This window comes from Paraburkholderia sp. EG286B, assembly GCF_040965655.1.
In the GTDB taxonomy this organism is placed as follows: domain Bacteria; phylum Pseudomonadota; class Gammaproteobacteria; order Burkholderiales; family Burkholderiaceae; genus Paraburkholderia.
In genome coordinates, this window is the sequence record NZ_JBFRCF010000001.1 from 717,958 (window position 1) to 736,389 (window position 18,432).

15 protein-coding genes and 1 pseudogene are annotated in these 18,432 nt (G+C 65.5%); 2 read left to right on the forward strand and 14 right to left on the reverse strand.

Annotation, left to right across the window (positions count from 1 at the left end):
- The first annotated feature begins 111 nt into the window (after positions 1-111).
- Complete coding sequence (locus tag AB4Y42_RS03300) at positions 112-1,335, forward strand: YeeE/YedE family protein (protein WP_368693381.1); 1,224 nt, start codon at positions 112-114, stop codon at positions 1,333-1,335.
- Between the two features lie 109 nt (positions 1,336-1,444).
- Here AB4Y42_RS03300 and AB4Y42_RS03305 read toward each other — a convergent pair whose 3' ends face one another.
- The 7 genes from AB4Y42_RS03305 to AB4Y42_RS03335 all read right to left on the reverse strand — a co-directional run bounded on the left by AB4Y42_RS03305 (position 1,445) and on the right by AB4Y42_RS03335 (position 8,645).
- Positions 1,445-2,032 carry a YSC84-related protein gene (locus tag AB4Y42_RS03305; RefSeq protein ID WP_042268112.1) on the reverse strand — a complete coding sequence of 196 codons (588 nt, stop codon included), beginning with the start codon at positions 2,030-2,032 and terminating at the stop codon, positions 1,445-1,447.
- Positions 2,033-2,230: 198 nt separating this feature from the next.
- Positions 2,231-3,175: a DUF2950 domain-containing protein gene (locus AB4Y42_RS03310; RefSeq protein WP_368693382.1), complete on the reverse strand. Its 945-nt coding sequence runs from the start codon at positions 3,173-3,175 to the stop codon at positions 2,231-2,233.
- 26 nt (positions 3,176-3,201) lie between these two features.
- Positions 3,202-4,560, reverse strand: a complete 1,359-nt coding sequence (locus AB4Y42_RS03315; RefSeq protein ID WP_368689206.1) for a DUF3300 domain-containing protein — start codon at positions 4,558-4,560, stop codon at positions 3,202-3,204.
- A gap of 226 nt (positions 4,561-4,786) precedes the next feature.
- The gene (locus tag AB4Y42_RS03320) at positions 4,787-6,145 is read right to left on the reverse strand and encodes a TAXI family TRAP transporter solute-binding subunit (protein WP_368689205.1); all 1,359 of its coding nucleotides are present in this window, start codon (positions 6,143-6,145) and stop codon (positions 4,787-4,789) included.
- Between the two features lie 127 nt (positions 6,146-6,272).
- Complete coding sequence (locus tag AB4Y42_RS03325) at positions 6,273-6,707, reverse strand: MarR family winged helix-turn-helix transcriptional regulator (protein WP_158760710.1); 435 nt, start codon at positions 6,705-6,707, stop codon at positions 6,273-6,275.
- Positions 6,708-6,769: 62 nt separating this feature from the next.
- A complete protein-coding gene (locus tag AB4Y42_RS03330) occupies positions 6,770-7,954 on the reverse strand; it encodes an acetyl-CoA C-acyltransferase (protein ID WP_368689204.1) in 1,185 nt (394 codons plus the stop codon).
- Positions 7,955-8,108: 154 nt separating this feature from the next.
- Positions 8,109-8,645: a carboxymuconolactone decarboxylase family protein gene (locus tag AB4Y42_RS03335; protein WP_368689203.1), complete on the reverse strand. Its 537-nt coding sequence runs from the start codon at positions 8,643-8,645 to the stop codon at positions 8,109-8,111.
- Positions 8,646-8,794: 149 nt separating this feature from the next.
- Between AB4Y42_RS03335 and AB4Y42_RS03340 the strand changes: the two genes are divergently transcribed.
- Complete coding sequence (locus AB4Y42_RS03340; protein WP_368689202.1) at positions 8,795-9,730, forward strand: AraC family transcriptional regulator; 936 nt, start codon at positions 8,795-8,797, stop codon at positions 9,728-9,730.
- A 29-nt stretch (positions 9,731-9,759) separates the two neighbouring features.
- Here the strand turns inward: AB4Y42_RS03340 and AB4Y42_RS03345 are convergent, their stop codons facing one another.
- From AB4Y42_RS03345 to AB4Y42_RS03375, 7 genes and pseudogenes are all read right to left on the reverse strand, one after another.
- On the reverse strand, positions 9,760-11,223 hold the full coding sequence (locus tag AB4Y42_RS03345) for an efflux transporter outer membrane subunit (RefSeq protein WP_368693383.1): 1,464 nt from the start codon (positions 11,221-11,223) through the stop codon (positions 9,760-9,762).
- 8 nt (positions 11,224-11,231) lie between these two features.
- Positions 11,232-12,767 carry a DHA2 family efflux MFS transporter permease subunit gene (locus AB4Y42_RS03350; RefSeq protein WP_368693407.1) on the reverse strand — a complete coding sequence of 512 codons (1,536 nt, stop codon included), beginning with the start codon at positions 12,765-12,767 and terminating at the stop codon, positions 11,232-11,234.
- A gap of 64 nt (positions 12,768-12,831) precedes the next feature.
- The gene (locus tag AB4Y42_RS03355; protein ID WP_368689200.1) at positions 12,832-13,917 is read right to left on the reverse strand and encodes an HlyD family secretion protein; all 1,086 of its coding nucleotides are present in this window, start codon (positions 13,915-13,917) and stop codon (positions 12,832-12,834) included.
- Positions 13,918-14,008: 91 nt separating this feature from the next.
- Complete coding sequence (locus tag AB4Y42_RS03360) at positions 14,009-14,434, reverse strand: MarR family winged helix-turn-helix transcriptional regulator (protein ID WP_254358100.1); 426 nt, start codon at positions 14,432-14,434, stop codon at positions 14,009-14,011.
- 89 nt (positions 14,435-14,523) lie between these two features.
- Complete coding sequence (locus AB4Y42_RS03365; protein WP_368693408.1) at positions 14,524-15,453, reverse strand: LysR family transcriptional regulator; 930 nt, start codon at positions 15,451-15,453, stop codon at positions 14,524-14,526.
- A gap of 78 nt (positions 15,454-15,531) precedes the next feature.
- A complete protein-coding gene (locus AB4Y42_RS03370; protein WP_368693384.1) occupies positions 15,532-17,259 on the reverse strand; it encodes a ShlB/FhaC/HecB family hemolysin secretion/activation protein in 1,728 nt (575 codons plus the stop codon).
- Between the two features lie 653 nt (positions 17,260-17,912).
- A pseudogene (locus AB4Y42_RS03375) lies at positions 17,913-18,432 on the reverse strand (hypothetical protein); the annotation flags it as partial.

The following is an 18,432-nucleotide window of genomic DNA, read 5'->3' on the forward strand; positions in this document are numbered from 1 at the left end:
GTCGCCCAAAGCCGGCCTGGCGGCTCGGTCAGACCGAATTGCGATTCGTGCTATCGTTTTGCTTTCGCCGATTGATTTTCCTGGCGACTTTTCCACGCAGCCCTCGCTCCCATGTCCGACCTCTCCACGCCGCTCGCGCGCGCGCCGCGCCGACTCGACTCCATCAATCCCAGGCCGCTGGGCATCGCGCTGTTACTCGTCGCGCTCGGCGCGGTGTATCTCGCGCAGACCGTCAGCGGGCGTCAGGCGGCGCTCTATGTGGTCGGCGCGCTGCTCGGCATGACGCTCTATCACGCGGCGTTCGGCTTCACCTCGGCGTGGCGCGTATTCATCGCCGACGGGCGCGGCGCCGGCCTGCGCGCGCAGATGGTCATGCTCGCCATCGGCGTGCTGCTGTTCTTCCCCGCGCTCGCGGCGGGAACGCTGTTCGGCCATCCGGTCACGGGTCTCGTGTCGCCCGCGGGCACGTCGGTCATCGTCGGCGCGTTCCTGTTCGGCGTGGGCATGCAGCTCGGCGGCGGCTGTGCCTCGGGCACGCTCTATACCGTGGGCGGGGGCAGCACGCGCATGGTCGTGACGCTCATCGCCTTTATCGTGGGCTCCGTGGTCGCCACGGCGCACATGCCGTTCTGGACGTCGATGCCGCAATTGAAGCCGTTCTCGTTCGTGAACGCGCTCGGCGCCGCGCCCGCCATTGCGCTCAACCTCGCGGTGTTCGCGTTCATCGCCGCGCTCACCGTGGTCGTCGAGAAACGCCGCCACGGCCGCCTCGTCAACGAGCCTCGCGCGCCGCACAGCTCGCCGTGGCTGCATGGCCCGTGGCCGCTGCTTGCCGGCGCCGTCGCGCTCGCGATCCTGAATTTCGCGACGCTCGCGCTCTCGGGCCGCCCCTGGGGCGTGACCTCGGCGTTCGCGCTGTGGGGCGCGAAGGGCTTCGCCTCGCTCGGCATCGACGTGGCGAGCTGGAAGTACTGGATGGCCGGCCCGAACGCCGCCGCGCTCGCCGCCCCGGCAAGCCACGACGTCACCACGGTCATGGACATCGGCATCGTGCTCGGCGCCATGGCCGCGGCCTCGCTCGCGGGCCGCTACGCGCCCGTGTGGCGTATTCCGCTGCGCTCGCTCGTGGCGGCCGTGGTCGGCGGGCTACTGCTCGGCTATGGCGCGCGCCTCGCTTACGGCTGCAATATCGGCGCGTATTTCAGCGGTATCGTTTCGGGCAGCCTGCACGGCTGGCTGTGGCTCGTGTGCGCGTTCGCGGGCAATGTGCTCGGCACGAAGCTGCGCCCGTGGTTCGGCCTCGAAGTCGAGCGCGTGAAGAATACCGGCTGCTGAGGCCGTAGGCGGCGCCGGCAGTGCGGGCCGCGCAGAAATGACGAAGGGCAAGGCTTGATCGCCTTGCCCTTTTTACATGATCCGGCGCTTTTTACCGGAGCGCGCCTTATCAGATGTTCAGGCGCGTGACCTTGGTGCCCGCCAGCGAGACGTCGGCCATCAGGCCCGCGTTGGTCAGCACGAAGACTTCGACCGGGTGCGTGGCCGTGTTGGTGTCGACGACGCCGTTCGCGCCCACGGTCACGAGCGCGACCGAAGCGTCGGCCCCCGCCGCCCAGCCGTCCGTCGCGCGGAATTTGTCGAGTGCGTCCTGCGTCATGAAGGCGAAGATGAGCGCCTTCGACTGGGCGCCGGCCTGCAGGCCGAACGAGCCCGACACGGTGCTGTAGTAGCCGACCGTGGCGCCGCCCACGCGCAACGCACCCTCGCCATACTGCGCGCCCACGATGAAGCCGGCCTGCAGCACTTCGGGGAACACCAGCACGCCGCGCGACTTCGCGAGGAGTTCGTGCGAGCCTTTCACGGTCGAATACAGCCGCGAGAGGGTGCCGTCCACGGACGCGTCGATCGACTGCCGCTTGGACATGTTCTGCGACGCCGTGGAATTCGAATTCGTCGTGGTGGTGCAGCCCGCGAGCGTGAGACCGCCCGAGGCAAGGGTCACCGCCGCCGTTAGCATGAAGTTGCGTCGTTGCATTTGGTTATCTCCACACGAATGAGAGTGCGGAGACAGATTGAGCAAGCCACATGCCCAACCTCTCCGCGTCCGTTGGCCAAAGCCCGCATCTGGCGACAGCCACGTCGCCGTGGCTTGATTGTGCCCGAATTCCGTGTGAGGCGTCCGTTAGCGAACAACGTCAGAAATCATGCCGTCCGACGGACGGCGGATCGCCGCTCAGGGTGTGGTGGCCTGCCAGGACGAGTCGGGATCGAAGGCCTTCATCGCCTCTGCCATATGCGCGCCGTTCGGCCCGAGGTTCTTCTGATAAAGCTGGCCGTCCTGGTTGATGATGAAGCTCATCACACCGGTTTTGCCGTACTGCGCCGGCCAGGCCACGAGCGCAAAGCCCCCGCTCAGATCCCCGTTCTCGAGATAGCTGCGCGCACCGCCGCCGGCGTGTGGCCCCTGCGCCGTGAGAATGCGGAAGTGATAGCCGTGATACCCCTCCCCCGGCGTGATCTTCGCGTTGCCCGGCATGGCTGCTGCGAGCGGTCCGAGCGGACTTTCGGTCTCGCCCGGCTCGACCGGCCAGTACAAACCGTCGTGCGTGCCCGGCGTGCTTACGAGGCGCTGCGCATAGTGTTGCGTGAGCTTGCGATAGTCGTTCTGCGCGTCGACGTAGGCGAGCGAGGTGAGCATGGCAGCACGTTCGTTGCGGCCGATGCGGCGCGTGAGAATTTCGCTCGCGCCTTCACGCGGGTCGAAGTGCCAGCCCTTGCCCGACTGCACGATGGGGATGGGCAGCGTCCAGCCGCTGTCGCCCACCTCGACGTGAGCGCTCGCCTTGCCGGCAACCGGCGTGGCGTCGGGGACGACGCGATGACCCTTCGCCCAGGCGCCAAGGTAGTCGTCGATATCGTCCTGACCGATGTTTTGCGTGGGGATGAACGCGGTGAAATCGTTGCCGAGCACGTGCTTCATGGCGCCCTGGTCGTTGGTCGCGAGTGCGTCGGTGAACGCGTTTGCGGCGGCTTCGGGCGTGGAGAAGACGGCTTGCGCGTAGACGGCGGCGCCGCCGAACTGGGCCGGCAGCAGCGCGGGCGCGCCGAAGAGCGCGAGTGCCGTCCCGAGCGCGAGCGCGTAGTCGTGCGGCAGGCGGCGTGCGGAAATGCGGATCATTTTTCGACTCCTCATGAGATTCAACGTTATCGGCGGCCGATGTGACGTCCGCCGCCACCGCCGCCACCGCCGAACCCGCCACCACCACCGCCATGGAAGCCGCCTCCGCCCCCGCCGCCGTTGAAGCCGCCGCCGCCATGGCTCTGGAACGCCGCGCGGCTTTGCTGGCCGCGTTGTTGTTCGAGGCGCGCATTGGCGCCGTCGCCCGCGCCGCGTAACGCGTTGTCGCGATTCATGCTCTGCGCCCGGTTGTTGAGATCGTTCGTGCGGTTCGCGTTTTGCGCGCGGTTGTTCAACTCGTTGCCACGGTTCGCGTTTTGCGCGCCGTTTTGCGCGCGGTTGTTGAGCGCATTGCCGCCGTCGGCATTCGGCCGGCCGCCCTCCTGGATGCCCTGGAGTCTTTGCTGCGCATTGCCGCTCATGTTCTGGCCAGTGCGGTTCTGCAAGGTCTCCATGGCCTGGGTGCGCGACTGGTCGTAGCCCCGGTACTGGTTGCGCTGGCCGTTCAGGTTCGCGTTGTTGTAGTTCTGGCGGCGCTCGACATTGGCGTTGCGATTCCAGTTCGCCGTGCCGTTGGCCGAGTTGATGCGGTTGTTGACGTTGACGTTGTTGTAGCGATTGACGTTGATGTTCACGTCATGGTTGTTCCAGTTGAAGCCGCCCCACAGCGAGTTGGCGACCGCGATGCCGGCGCCGAACGCGAGCCCGCCGACGAAACCCGACGCAATCGCGTAACCCGGAGGCGGCGGCATATACACGGGCGGATAAGCCGGATACGGCCACGCGCCATACACCACCGTGGGGTTATAGGTCGGCACGTACACCACCTGCGGATTCGCCGGCTCGATCACGATGGTCTGCGTGGTCGAGGTGCTCGAGGCTGGCTGGACCACGACCTTCTGCTGCTCGTTGGACTTGAGGTTGCCCGCCTTCTGCGCCTGCACGCGCAGGCGCTGCACCGAGTCCATCACGTCGTTGGGTTGCGCGAGAAACGCGTTGCCGATCTGCTGGACCCAGTCGGGCTTCGAAGCCATGGTTTCGAGCACCTGCGGGAACGCCACGAGCGACTGCACGCTCGGGTCCCACGGCTGGGAAGCGACGGCCTTCACAGCGTCGTCGCCCTTGAGGTTCGGGTTGGACTTGGCCCACGCGGCGGCGGCGGACACGTCTTGCGGGAACGTGGCGGCCATGAGCACCTGTGCGAGCAATGCGTCTGGATAGAGCGCGATCGGCGCGGTGAGAGAATCGAGCTGCTGGTTCGAGAGATGCGCCGCGTTCTGCGCAAGCGCGGCAGCGGGACCAAGCGGCCCCACGAAGAGCGGCGCGCCCGCGAGCGTGGCGCACACGAGCCAGGCAAGACGCTGGCTTGCCCCGGATGTTTTCACGTTATGGTCCTCCCGGTTACGAACAATGGTTCTAATAGGCGCTGGGATCGAACATTCGCAAACCTCGAGCGAGCCTCACTGTCTCGAAGCCGCGACGGCGTGGCTACAAAAAATAAAGGGGCGAGACTCGCAGTGTCAACCGAAGAAGTGTTGCAACACTGCATTAAGCGATGTGCATCAACGAGTCGGAAAACTACGTTGAGCGTAACAATATCGTGAATACGAATTAGACCGCGCTGGAGTGCGATTGCGACTCGCCGGCATTCAAGTGCATACGCACGAAACCCACATGTTCGCGCAAGACGTAAAACGCATCGGCGAACGCGAGCGGCATGCGCAGCGTATTGAGCGAGCGCTCGATCTCGTCGAGTTCTTCGATCAGCGCGCGCCGCTGCTCTTCGTTGGTATGCATGCGCGCGTCGCGCTCGATGGCGATGAGCGCGCCGTAATAGCGATAAATGCGCGAACGCACGCGCCAGCGATACAGCGCCGGTATCGTGCGCAACGCGGGAATCACGAGCACGGCCAGAGGCAGCAGCAGCACGAGCAGACGGTCCGTCACGCTCGCGAGCCAGAACGGCAGCGCGCGATAGAGAAAGCTCTTGCCCGACTTGTAGTAGCGCGTGGCGTCCTCGCTCACACGAAAGTCGTGCACCGCCGGGCTCGGAAACTGGCCCTCGCGCTGCAGGAGTCCGGGCGCGCCGTTCACCTCGCCCGCCGCTTCGATGAGCAGATCGGAGAGCGCGGGATGCAGCGTATCGCGCGCGACGAGTTCGACGGTCGGGCCGATCAGATGCACCGTTTCGCGCGGCTGGCGCCGGCGCAGATCGAGCACGCCGGGCGGCAGGTCGACGTTCTCCAGATACGGAAAGAGCCGCGTATAGGCGGCCGCTTCGCCGAAGCTCATGACCGAGATGCCGGGGATGTCGAGCAAACGCAGCATCAGGGCGCGCGTGGTCGAGTCGCCGCTCAGCATCGCGGCCTCGACGCGGCCGGAGACGAGCGCCGTGGCCGCATCCATGCCGTCGAGCGGCAGGAGCGTGGAGTCGCCGCCGGGGTCGATGCCGTTCGCGGAGAGCAGCTTGAGCGCCAGCTCGCGCGTGCCGCTGCCCACGCGGCCAATGGCGATGCGCTTGCCGTCGAGTTCGGAGAGCCGCGTGAGGCCCGAGCCGTAGTAGAAAACGACGATGGGCAAATAGGCCACGCTGCCGAGCGACATCAGCGAGCGCGTGTCCGCGCCGTCGGCGACGCCGCCCTGCACGAACGCGAGGTCCACGTGCTGCTTCGGATCGAGCAGGCGCTGCAGGTTCTGCACCGAGCCGTCCGATTCGAGGATCTTGAGCGTCACGCCGTTGCGCGCGAGGATCGCGCGGTAGGCTTGCGCCATCTGCATGAAGGAGCTGTCGGCGGGGCCCGCGCTGATCGTGATCGTGCGCGGCGGCGCCGGGTCGACGAGCCAGAAGACGAGACCGACGACCACCGCGCAGAACAGGGCCACGGGCAGCGTGGTCAACGCGATATCGCGCCAGGCTGGATGCGCGTGGTCACGCAGGAAATTGGGTGGCGGCGGTCGATATCGTCTCATGAGAACCCGGCGGCAAAGCGTCAGACTCCTGGAATTCTCATGATGCCATTTTCGCGCCAGATCTGATCGCCGGCGTGGCCGCCTGCCCCAGAGAGCTTACGAAACGCGTGTTTGCGCAGGTGTCGTGTCAGCCCGCTGCAGCCTTCGTCAAGGCGAACAGCTCGGTGCGCAGCGCCTTCGCGCGGTCGCGCTTCATGTGCTGCTCGAACTCGGCCTGCGCGTCGAGCCATAACGCATGCGCCTTGTCATAGCGGCGCAAGCCCGCGGCCGAGAGCCGGTAGACCAGCGTGCGCGTGTCGTGTTCGGCCGCCGCCGTGAGCACGAGGCCGTCGCGCTGCAACGGCTTGAGCGCCCGCACGAGCGTCGTGCGGTCCATCACGAGGTCGTCGGAGAGTTCGGCGGCCGTGGCGTCGGGCCGGCCCGCGAGGCGAGAGAGGATGGTGAACTGCGCGGCCGTCACGTCGGCCTGCGAGAGGTGCCGCTCGTAAAGCTGCGTGACGAAGCGCGCGGCCTGCCGCAGCGCAAAACAGTTGCATTCCTCGCGTGTGATCCGCTTCGTCATCGTGTTCCCCGCCTGTATCCCAGTCCGTATCTCATCCCCACGCGCCTCACGTGGCCCGGCCATCATACTTTCTCGAGCGCGAGCGCGATACCCTGGCCGCCGCCGATGCAAAGCGTCACGACGCCGCGACGCAGCCCGTCGCGCTGCATCGACCATGCGAGGCGCGTGGTGAGAATCGCGCCCGTCGCGCCGATGGGGTGGCCATGGGCGATCGCGCCGCCTTCGACGTTCACGATGTCCTCGGGAATGCCCAGCTGCTTCATGACCGCGAGCGGCACCGCCGCGAATGCCTCGTTGATCTCGAAGCGCTCGACGTCGGCCAGCGACCAGCCGGCGCGCCCCAAGGCGAGTTGCACGGCGGGCACGGGACCGAGGCCGAACAGGCCCGGCTCCACCGCCGCGACGCCCCACGCCACGAGCCTGACCATCGGCGAGAGCCCCTCGGCTTCGGCGAAGCCGCGCTCGGCCACGAGCATGGCGCTCGCCGCGCTGTTCAGGCCGGGCGCGTTGCCCGCCGTGATCGTGCCGTCCGGGCGAAACGCGGGACGCAGTTTCGCGAGCCCTTCGAGCGTCGTGTCGGGGCGCGGCGCTTCGTCGGTATCGATACGCTCCATGCCCTTCTTGCCCTTGATCTCCACCGCGACGATTTCTTCCTTGAAGCGTCCGGCCGATTGTGCGGCAGCGAAGCGTTGCTGCGAACGCGCGGCCCAGTTGTCCTGCTCCGCGCGCGTGAGCGCGGCCCGCGTCACGAGGTCCTCAGTATGCCAGCCCGAATGCTGGCCCGAAAACGCATCGACGAGACCGTCGCGCAGCATGCTGTCGTGAATCTCGGCGTTGCCCATGCGATAGCCCCACCGGCCGCCGTCCAGCAAATACGGCGCGCGGTCCATGTTCTCCATGCCGCCCGCGAGCGCGACGTCGGCAAGACCCAGCATCACCTCTTGCGCGGCGCTCGCAACCGCTTGCGCACCGGAGCCGCACACGCGGTTCACCGTGAGCGCGGGCACCTGAACCGGCACGCCGCCGCCAAGCTCGGCCTGCCGCGCGGGATTCATCTTGTTGCCCGCCTGGATCACGTTGCCGAGCACCACGGAGCCGAGCCGCGCCGGGTCGAGCTTCGCGCGCGCGAGCGTTTCGCGCACCGCCGCCGCGCCTAGCTCCGTGGCCGGCACGCCCTTGAACGCACCGTTGAATCCGCCAATTGCCGTACGCACCGGCTGGCACAAAACGATCTCGCGTGTACTCATGGTCGACTCTCCTTTTCATGTGCACCGTTCCAGCTATATTCTATGTATGCATATGCACACTTTCAAACGTTTTTGTGGAACAAGCGCTCGCGTGCGCTGGCACGATTGATGTCGTGTCCAGCGCACGCGGGGTGGTAAAACCGTTGCCGCTACGTTACGGTGCGGCCGGGAAATCCAGTGTCGTATCGTTGACGCGGTTCACGAGGTTCGTGAACGTAATCGACGTCACGGCGAGCGCGATTTCCACGATCTGGCGCTCGGTATAACCGGCTTCGCGAATCGCGCTCACGTCCGCTTCGGGCAGCGTCCCGTGCGTGGTCACCAGCAGACGGACGAAGTGCACGAGCGCGTCGCGCTTCGCGTCGCCGCTCGCTTCGCCTGCGCGGACCGCCTTCATCGTTTCCGGCGCGAGCCCGGCGAACTTGCCCGCCAGCGTGTGGGCCGCGAGACAGTAGTCACAACCCGCCACTTCGCTCACCGCGAGCTTGATCGCTTCGATGTCGGGCTTCGACAGCGTGCCGGCGGAGATCACCGCCTCCATGTTGAGCAATGCGCCCAGCGCTTCGGGGCTATGCGTGCCGATGGTGACGTAGGCGTTGGGCACCTTGCCCACGGCCTTGCGGATCTTTGCAAAGATCTCAGCGGCGGCGCCGGTGGCGGCTTCAGGCTTGATGGCGGAAAGACGGGACATGTTTTGCTCCTTTAACGTTGCGTGGTCGCGAGCGGGTGTCTGTGTCGCGCTGCCATCGTCGATGGCATGGATGCAGTCTAGTCGCGCACCGTCGCCCTTTTAATGCCAGAATGGCGCGACTTCATGCTCAATCGTCTCACTCGCCCACCATGGATCTGCTGAGCCGCCTTCTCGCGCTGATGCCCGTTGCCGGCCGCCTCGACGTGCGCTGCCATTTCGGCGCGCCCTGGCGCATCGACGATCCCGCTGCGAAGGAGCGCGAGATCCGCTATCACGTGCTGCTTGCGGGGCGCGCCATCGTCGAAGATGCGCACGGCGCGCCCGTCGCGCTCCATGCAGGCGACATCGTGCTGTTTCCCTCGGGCAGCGCGCACGTGCTGCACGACGGCAGCGGCACGGCGCCCGCCGCGGTTGCCAGGCGGATGGAAAACGGCGTGAGCATCGAAACCAATGTGGGCGACGGCGCCATCGCCGACGTCCTGTGCGGCCGCTTCCTGCTGCCCGCCGTGCCGCAGCGGCTGCTGCGCGAGAATCTGCCGGCGCGGCTCGTCGTGCATAGCGCGCGCGACGGCACGCAGGCGCCCGAACGTCTCGTGCGCCTGATCGCGCTGTTGCGGGACGAAGCGTATGAGGCGGCGCCGGGCAGCGAGTCGCTCGTGAACCATCTGTCGGGCGCGCTGTTCGGGCTCACACTGCGCTATGCGAGCGCCGGCGACGCGCCGCCGCGCGGCCTGCTCGCGCTCGCGCAGCGGCCGCGCCTGCAACCCGCCATCGACGCCATGTTCGAAACGCCCGGCAAGTCCTGGACGCTGCCCGAGCTTGCCGAGCTTTGCCACATGTCGCGTGCGACGTTCGCGCGGCACTTCGACGAGGCCATCGGCCGCTCGGCCGCCGACGTGCTCACCGATATCCGCATGACCCTCGCGGGCCGCATGCTCGCGCAGAGCAACGACAGCGTGGCCGAGATCGGCGAATTCGTGGGCTACCAGTCGGACGCCGCGTTCCAGCGCGGCTTCAAGCGCCACGTCGGCATGACGCCTGCGCAGTGGCGCTCGCTGGCTCGCGAGGCGGCATCCGGCGCTTGATCTCGAGGTCATGGCTCCGTCCGTGCTTTTTAGCCGCCGTGCGCCGGCGTTTCCTGCGCAAGCACCACGTCGCCGCTCTGGCTCCATCCGCCGCCCAGCGACCGGTAGAGCGCCACCGCGGCCTGCGCGCGCTCGCGCTGCGCGTCGTTGAGCAGGTCCTGATCGGCGAGCAGGGTTTGCTGCGCGCTCAGCACATCGAGAAAGTCCGCGGCGCCGCCCTTGTAGAGCTGGTTGGCCAGCTTGAGCGATTGCGCCGACGAACCCAGCGCGTCGTTCAACTGCTGGGTCTGGCTCGCCGTGCTCACCAGATCGCTGCGGCTGTCTTCCACTTCGCGCAGAGCCTGCAGCATGGTCTCCTGCAGATTCAATTGCGACTCGCGCATGCGGCTCTCGCTCTGGTCGATGTCGGCCGTGATGCGCCCCGCGTTGAAGATCGGGCTCGTCGCGCCGATCGCCGCGCTAAAGAGGTTATCCGTGAGCGTGGGCATGCCGAGATAGGACGCGGCGAGAATGCCATCCGTGAGATTGAGCGTGAACTTCGGATAACGCTCGGCGCGCGCCACGCCCACTTCCGCCGCGCGCTGCTGCACGGTCGCGTAGGCGGCCTGCACGTCGGGGCGGCGCAGCAGCGCTTCGGAAGGCAGCATCTGCGGCACGCTCGCGGGCACGCCGGGAATGGGCGCCGTTTGCGCGAGTGCGAGCTGCGCCACGGACTCCGGCGTGCGACCCGTGTACACCGCGATCAGGTTCAACTGATGATCGATGCTCGCCTGCGCACGCGGAATGCGCGCCTGCAGCTCGCTTAGCTGCGTTTGCGCACGCGCCACGTCCAGTTGCGTGGAAAGGCCGTATTTCAGGCGGTCTTGTGTGAGCAGCAAGGTACGCTTGCGAATCTCCAGGTTATCCTGAAGGATCTTCAACTCTGCCTGGGCATAGCGCAGATCGACATACGCCGAGGCCGTGTTCGCCGCGAGCGCGAGACGCACGGCATCGAGCGCATGCTTCTGGCCCACGAGGTTCGCTTGCGCCGCGAGCAGGTCGAGCCGCTCGCCGCCGAACACGTCGGGCGACCAGCTCAGCGCGAGGCCCGCGCCTGCCTGCTTCACATAGCCGAGCGGCGGCGGCGTGTTCTGCCGCGTATAAGCGCCATGCGCGGTGAAATCGAGTTGCGGCAGCAGCGCCGCGTGCTTTTGCGTCGTGATCGATTGCGCCTGCTTCACGCGTTCGGCCGCGGCCTGCAAGTCGAGGTTGCCTTCGAGCACCGTGGCGAGCAACGTATCGAGCGTCGGATCGCCGAATTGCGCCCACCAGGCGCGCGCTTCGATGGCGTCCTGCGGCACGTCGATCCGCCATGCCGCCGGCGCCGTTTCGTGCACCGTGGCGGGCAGGTCGGGATGCTGCGCGGGCTGCACCGCGCACGCGGCGAGCACGGCAGCGGACAGCAGCGAGAGTACGAGACGCATGGGAGTCGATGAGCGTTCAGGGGTTTTCATGGGTCACCTCAATGGGCGTCGGGCGGCGGGCCGCCCAGCGAAATGGGCTTGGAGAACGCCACGCTCGCAATGGCGACCAGGAAGCAAAGCGAGAGCACGAAGAACGTATCGGAGAACGTCATCACGAGCGCTTCGCGCAGCACCAGTGCATGCAGTTGCGCGAGCCCCGCTTCGGCGGCATCGACGGCATTGCCCGCCACGGACGACCAGTACGCGGTGCGGCCCGCCAGCAACAACTGCACCTGTGGCGCGCCGCCGGTCACGCTCTCGTTCAGACGCAGATAGTGGAAGTTGAGCCGGTCGTTGAGCATCGTCGCGCTCACGGCAATGCCGATCGCGCCGCCCAGATTGCGCATGAGGTTGAAGAGCCCGCTTGCCGACTTGAGCCGCGAAGGCGGCAGCGAGCCGAGCGACATCGTGACGATGGGCGGAATGGCGAACTGCTGGCCGATGCCGCGCAGCGCCTGCGGCACGAGGAACTGCTGCCAGCCCCAGTCGTGCGTGAGCGGCACATACAGGTAGCAGCCAAACCCGAAGCAGACCAGTCCGAACAGCATCAGCGCGCGCATGCTGAAATAGCGCGTCGCGTAGGCGTAGACGCCAAGCGCGAGCAACTGGAACACGCCCACCGAAAGCAGCGACAAGCCGATTTGCAGCGAACTGTAGCCGCGCACTTCCGCGAGAAAGAGCGGCGTGAGATAAACGGCCACGAAAATGCCGATGCCCGTGACAAACGAAAGCAGACTGCCGATACCGAAGTTGCGGACGAGCAGCGCGCGCAGATCGACGATGGGGTCCTTCGCCGTCAGCGCGTGAACGATGAAGAGAAAGCCGCAGATCGCCGAGATCCACGTACAGGCAACGATCACGTCGTCGCCGAACCAGTTCTTGCGCGGGCCTTCTTCGAGCACGTATTCGAGGCAGCCGAGAAAACCGCACATGAGCACGATGCCGAGATAGTCGCCCCGTTTGAGCAGCGAAAGATCGGGCTTGTCGATGTTCACGTACTTCGGCACCAGCGCGGCGACCGCAACACCCGGCACGAGGTTCAGATAGAACAGCCAATGCCACGACCATTGATCGGTGATCCAGCCGCCGATCACGGGCCCGAGCGTGGGCGCGAGCGAGGCGAGCGCGCCAATCGTCGTCGAGGCGACGAGGCGCTGCTTGCCGGGAAAGAGCACGAAAGCCGTGGTGAACACGGTGGGGATCATCGCCGCGCCGAGCGCGCCTTGCAGGCCGCGAAACACGATCATCGAGTTGATGTCCCAGGCGAGGCCGCACAACATGCTCGTAATGGTGAAGCCCACCGCGGAGGCCACGAAGAGCCAGCGTGTGGAGAACACCTTCGAGAGCCAGCCCGACATGGGAATCACCATGATCTCGGCAATCAGATAAGCCGTTTGCACCCATGACAGCTCGTCCTGGCTCGCGGAAAGACCGCCGCCGATGTCGCGCAGCGACGAAGCGACGATCTGGATGTCGAGCGTGGCCATGAAGAAGCCGATGCACATCAGCGCGAACGCGAAGGCGCGTTGCGCCATCGGTTGAAGATGGGGAGCGAGTGTCGGGTCGACGCTGGTCGTGGCGTTCATCGTCGTCGCCTCTTCAATGCGCTTGCGTGAGATGCACTTTCACGGTCGCCGAAAGACCGGGCCGCAGCGCGGCTTGCAGGTCCGCCGGCGCATTCGCGTCGACGCGGATGCGCACCGGCACGCGCTGCACGATCTTCGTGAAGTTGCCCGTGGCGTTCTCGGGCGGCAGCACGCTGAAGGTCGCACCGGTGGCGGGCGCGAGGCTCTCCACGGTGCCGTGCAGCGTGCCGCTGGCCGCGTCGAGCGTCACGTCGGCGCGGTCGCCCGCGTGCATCTTCTTCAACTGGTCTTCCTTGAAGTTCGCGTCCACCCACAGGCCCGTGGCGGGCACCACGGTCAGCAGCGGCGCGCCCACGTTGGCAAGCGTGCCCACCCGCGCCGTGCGATTGCCGATGTAGCCATCCACGGGCGCGGTCAACGTCGTATATTCGACGTTCAGTTGCGCGAGGCGCTGGTTGGCCTCGGCCGTTGCGACACGCGCCTGCGCATCGTTGATCTGCGCGGCCAGCACGTCGAGCTGGCGTTGCGCCGCCAGCACCGCCGCGCCGCTTTGCGCAACCGACGCCTGGGCCTTCGCGTAGTCGGAATCCGCGCGCTCGACCAGCTGGTTCGAGACCGCGTCGTCCTTCACCAGCTCGCGGTAGCGCGTCTGGTCCTGACCGCTGCGCGTGAGTTCCGCATTCGACGCGCGCACTTCGGCCTGGTGCTGGTTGATCACCGCTTCCTGCAACGTGCGCCTCGCCTGCAACTCGTCGACCGCGGCGCGCGCGCTCGCAAGCTCCGCGTTGGCCTGGGCGAGCTTCGCGTCGTAGTCGCGCGAGTCCAGACGCAGCAGCACCTGGCCCGCGTGCACGCGCTGGTTGTCCTGCACGGGAATCTCGGCGACGAAGCCGCTCACACGCGGCGCCATCACGGTGACATTGCCGCCGACGTAGGCGTCGTCGGTGGTCTCGACGAAGCGCAGCACCAAGAACCAGTAGCCGGCGGCGGCCGCCAGCACGAGAGCGACCGCGCCGAGCGCGAGACGCATGCGCGAGATGCGCGTACGCTCTCTCGCTTGCGTCGGCTCGACCACGACGGAAGTGGAAGGACTCGACATGACGTTTACCTGTGCATATACACTGCTAAAGATGAAAAAAGCGCCGCGAGGGGAAGAAGCGCGACGCAACCCACAAACCCGACCGAAAACACTAAACTGCCCGAGTGATGCGAAACAACTCGCGCCGCAGCCACGCGGCGCGTCGTGCGCCAAAGCGGCGCTCGAATTCGTCCTGCGCCGCGCGCCAGTGTTCGTGCGCCGCGTCGAGCCGCGTACGGCCCACTTGCGTGAGCGCGAGGCGGCGGCGGCGTTCGCCGCGGTCCGGCGCATCGGCCACGAGCGCACCGCGCAAGAGCGGCCGCAAGGCCCGCACGAGCGTGGTACGCTCCATCACCATCGAGCGCCCGAGTTCCGCCATCGTGAGGCTCGACGCGCGACCCAGCGCGCCGAGAATGCTGAACTGCGTGGGTGTGAGCCCCGCCGCGCTCAGATGCCGCTCGTAAAGCTGCGACAGATGCCGCGCGGCCTGGCGTACGGCAAAGCAATCGTCGTGCTCGGGTGACTGATAGATGTGCATATGCACAGATTAGTCGGCAGTCAGGCCGCGAACAAGGCTTATGCGCCGCATCACATTATGGACGCGGCGACAATAATCGCCGCCACCTTTCAATCTGCCTTCATTTCGGAGGGTGTCTCGTGCGTCACGTCATCGAAAAACGCCGTGGCGTGGTCGATGAACGCGCGCACCTTCGCCGGCAGCAGCGTGCGCGTGGTGTAGGCGAGGCGAATCTCGATCTGCATGTCGATGAGCGGGAAATCGTCGAGCACCGTCACGAGCTTGCCCGCCTCGAGTTCCTCCCCGACAAGCGCGGTGGGGAGAATGCCGATGCCGAAGCCTTGCAGCACCATCGCGCGGTTGAACTCGGGGTTGTTCGAGGCGATTTCGTGATGCAAGGGCACGACGACTTCCTCCTCGCCCACGCGAAACGCGATCACGGGCTTGCGCATGGAAGGCGGCATCGGCACGAACACGTGGTTGGCGAGGTCGGCAGGATGCTTCGGCGTGCCATGCGCTTCGAGATACGCAGGCGTCGTGACGAGCGCGAGCGGAATGCGCTCGAGCAGGCGCGTGACGGTCGATTCGTTGTTGAGCATGAACGGCAGCACGAGGCCGAGATCGTAGCCGTCCGCGATCAGGTCGACGGGGCGCTCGGTGAGGATCACGTCGAGCGTCACCTTGGGATGCGCGCGTTTGAAGCTGGCGATGAGCGGCACGAGGCGATTGACCGTGGCCGTGGTGTGCGCGACCAGGCGCAGCACGCCGCTCGCTTCACGCGTTTGCACGGTGGCGTCGGCCTCCAGCGCGTCGAGGTCGTCGAGCACGCGGCAGCAACCTTCGTAGAAGCGCTCAGCCGCCTCGGTGAGCGACACCGCGCGCGTGCTGCGATGAAAGAGCCGGCTGCCGAGGCGCTTTTCGAGGCGCGCGATGGCGCGCGAGACGACGGGCGTGGTGAGGCTGTGCATGTCCGCGGCGCGTGTGAAGCTGCGCGCCTCGACGACGGAGCGGAAGATCCGCAGGCTGTCGATGTAGTCCATGATCGTGAGGGGGATGGTGTTGGCGTAGCTTAACACCGGGCAACGCGGCCCACTCACGCACGACGACGGGGCGATTTGTCAGAACTGTGCGGTGGCCTGCACGCCGACCGTCAGGCGTGAAGTTGGGAAACCGTGAGGCTTGTAAATCGGCGTTCCCATGAAAAGGTCATAGCTCAAGCCTGCGTATTTCATCGGGATCCCGCCGCGAACGCCGATCACCGCGCCCGCGAGCTGCGTACCCGCGAGGAACGCCGTACCCGGCCCGAACACGTGGCCGTAGTCAACGCCTGCGTAGAGCGTCTGCCCCGTCTGGAACACGGACCATTGCAGCTCGTTGCGCCAGTAGAAGCCGCGCTCGGCGGCCAGCATCGTGTTGCCGTCGAAGCCGCGCACGGTGTAGCGGCTGCCGATGGTCAGGTCGTCGATATAGAACAGCGTGTCGTTGGTGAACTGGCCATGCACGGTTCCCGTATAAGCGAAGCGCTGCGAGGCGATGGCGAACGGCACCGAGAGGTTGGCGTCGAGCACCGCCATGTGGAAACGATAGGTGGGACCGTTCGTGTACGGATCCGGTGTCGCGCCAAATCCCCCGATGCCCTGGCGATACGCCAGCGTGCCGTCGAACTGTGCCGCGCCGAAGTAATGACGATCGGTCACCCCGAGTTCGAGGAACGTGTTGTTGCGCGCCTGCGTGGGGATGGTCGTGTCATCGATAAAGCTGTCGCCAAACCGCTTCGAGAGCTGCATATAGCCACCGAGGACATCGTTCTGGCCGCGCGCGATGACACGCGCGAGACGCAGCGCGGCAATCTGCGAATTGCCGCTCGATACGAACGTCTGGTTCACGCCCGCGATGTTCTGGTAGTAGGTGTTCGTGTTGCCCGAGAGCGTGGCCGTCCAGTAGCCCCACGGCACCGAATACGAGCCATTGAAACCGTGCGAACCCAGCGACTTGTTGCCGAACGAGAGATCCTGGTTTGCGCCTAGCGTAAAGATGTCGTTCAGGCCGAGCGGGTTGTCGATACCAAGACTCACGTTGCCCTGCCACTTGCCCGTGGCGTCGGTGCCCGAGTTGTCCACCGAGGCGACGAACGTCCACGGCTTGCTGCGCTTGAGCGTCACGATCACATCGCTTTCGCCGGGTGCGCCGGTGGGCTCGATCTGCATGTCGGCGTCCTGGCTCGCCACGCGCTTCATCTGCTCCAGGCCCTGCTCGAGGTCGCGCAGGTTCAGCAGCTCGCCGCTGCCGGTGGGGAATGCCGTTCTCCATGTGCCCCACATCGACGGATCGGCCAGCCGCACCTGACGCACGACACCAGGCACGAGCGCAAACCTCATGACGCCCGAGGAGAGGTCCTGCTCGGGCATCAGCGCACGCGTGGTGATGTAGCCGCGCGAGAGGATCGTCTGTTGCAGGCCCTTCACGAGCACGTCCATCCCGGCCTTGCCGATGCATTGCCCCTGGTAGTGGCCGAGCCACTCGAGCGCGAAGGCGAACGGGTCCTGCGGCAGCGCGGACGCGCCCTGCTTTCGTACCGCGTCGGACAGCGCGGGCGGCACGTCGAGCGTGAATGCTTCGATACGGAAACAAGGCGTCTCCTGCGGCAGGTCGGGATACGCCTGCGCCTGCGGCACGGCCGAGCGCACGGCGGGTGCCTGGACGGTGGCCTCGCGCTGCTGCGCGTCGAGTCGCTGTTGCTGGATTTGCTCGGTTTCCATGCCGCCCAGGTTTTGTGCCGGCACGTTGGACGCGAGTGTGGCCAGGGCTGTGAGCGGCAGCACGGCCAACTTCTTTCGGATTCTCATCGTGATGATGGGGTGTTGGAAATTACACCCTGTTATTTATGGAGTCCTGAATTATTGAGATAGCGGTTCGCATGTGGCGGCTGGTTGCTACGAATCATGCGAGTTCATTTGTTTCTGGTGACTACAGGCAACCCTCGACTACAGTGGTGGTGGTGGTTTCTCAACCAAAGAAGATGTTTTTCACCACCACGTAATCGATTAAGCCCGTCATCGTTGTAAAGACGATCAGGCATGCAATTCGAATGCGACGCGATCGATTAGGATACGAGAACGGAAAACAGGCACCACATCACCATTTCATCCTGCTTTGTCCGTGGTCAACGGAATATCCCGTGCTGCGCAGCTGTCTCAGGGATGGGACTGGCGCCTCACTGGGTCGAATAGATAGATACCGGCTGCGATGACCACGAGCATCACCAGCACAACGAGAAGTAGATTTCGCCATCCCCTGCGCGTTGCCGGAAGATCGCTTAGGTTGGATCGATGTCCAACTTCTGGGGTGCAGTTCACAAGGCCGGGTTTGTTGATTTAGCTAAAGAAGATGTTCTTCACCACCACGTACACGATGAAGCCCATGATCGCTGTGAAGGCAATAACTCCGACGATCTTTTGACCGCGTGTTTTATGAGCCGAACCCGGAATTCCAACCATTTTTACCACCCGATTCCTGTCTTGCCACGGTCACTACTATACCCACCACCGATGCCGCCAATATTGGTGTTCTTTCCGGCGCTGACTCCACCACCGACACCAATGATGGTTGCAGTCCCATTACCCGGTGAGTTCATGATGCCCGCACCGAATATGCCGTAAGCACCAGTCATACCACCGGCATAGCCTCCAGCGAAGTTATTGGTTTGGCCTGGTACAACACTGGTTTGATTGAGCCAGCCAGCAGTAATACTGGCTGATGCCTGCACCGGGTTTGGAAGGGCCATGTTCACACCAGTCCCGAAGAATGCGTGACCATCCCGTGTGAACGTCCCCCAGGCACTCCCCACAAAGTAATCCACTTGGAAGTTCACAAAGTCCGGCGCGCGGACTAGCAGGTTGCTGAAGTACCGCTGAAACACGTCATCGCGCAGAGTTCGTGAAGCGTTGATAGATGGACTACCACTTGCCACATCGAGATCATGCGCGGCGCCGACACGTTCACCGAGAGTCTGTTTTCCC

Excerpts from the sequence above, each read along its gene's own strand:
- AB4Y42_RS03300 (WP_368693381.1), top strand. The coding sequence starts at position 112 with ATGTCCGACCTCTCCACGCCGCTCGCGCGCGCGCCGCGCCGACTCGAC.
- AB4Y42_RS03340 (WP_368689202.1), top strand. The coding sequence starts at position 8,795 with ATGGATCTGCTGAGCCGCCTTCTCGCGCTGATGCCCGTTGCCGGCCGC.
- AB4Y42_RS03350 (WP_368693407.1), bottom strand. The coding sequence starts at position 12,767 with ATGGCGCAACGCGCCTTCGCGTTCGCGCTGATGTGCATCGGCTTCTTC.
- AB4Y42_RS03305 (WP_042268112.1), bottom strand. The coding sequence starts at position 2,032 with ATGCAACGACGCAACTTCATGCTAACGGCGGCGGTGACCCTTGCCTCG.
- AB4Y42_RS03320 (WP_368689205.1), bottom strand. The coding sequence starts at position 6,145 with ATGAGACGATATCGACCGCCGCCACCCAATTTCCTGCGTGACCACGCG.
- AB4Y42_RS03360 (WP_254358100.1), bottom strand. The coding sequence starts at position 14,434 with ATGCACATCTATCAGTCACCCGAGCACGACGATTGCTTTGCCGTACGC.
- AB4Y42_RS03325 (WP_158760710.1), bottom strand. The coding sequence starts at position 6,707 with ATGACGAAGCGGATCACACGCGAGGAATGCAACTGTTTTGCGCTGCGG.
- AB4Y42_RS03330 (WP_368689204.1), bottom strand. The coding sequence starts at position 7,954 with ATGAGTACACGCGAGATCGTTTTGTGCCAGCCGGTGCGTACGGCAATT.
- AB4Y42_RS03345 (WP_368693383.1), bottom strand. The coding sequence starts at position 11,223 with ATGAAAACCCCTGAACGCTCATCGACTCCCATGCGTCTCGTACTCTCG.
- AB4Y42_RS03335 (WP_368689203.1), bottom strand. The coding sequence starts at position 8,645 with ATGTCCCGTCTTTCCGCCATCAAGCCTGAAGCCGCCACCGGCGCCGCC.
- AB4Y42_RS03370 (WP_368693384.1), bottom strand. The coding sequence starts at position 17,259 with ATGAGAATCCGAAAGAAGTTGGCCGTGCTGCCGCTCACAGCCCTGGCC.
- AB4Y42_RS03310 (WP_368693382.1), bottom strand. The coding sequence starts at position 3,175 with ATGATCCGCATTTCCGCACGCCGCCTGCCGCACGACTACGCGCTCGCG.
- AB4Y42_RS03355 (WP_368689200.1), bottom strand. The coding sequence starts at position 13,917 with ATGTCGAGTCCTTCCACTTCCGTCGTGGTCGAGCCGACGCAAGCGAGA.
- AB4Y42_RS03365 (WP_368693408.1), bottom strand. The coding sequence starts at position 15,453 with ATGGACTACATCGACAGCCTGCGGATCTTCCGCTCCGTCGTCGAGGCG.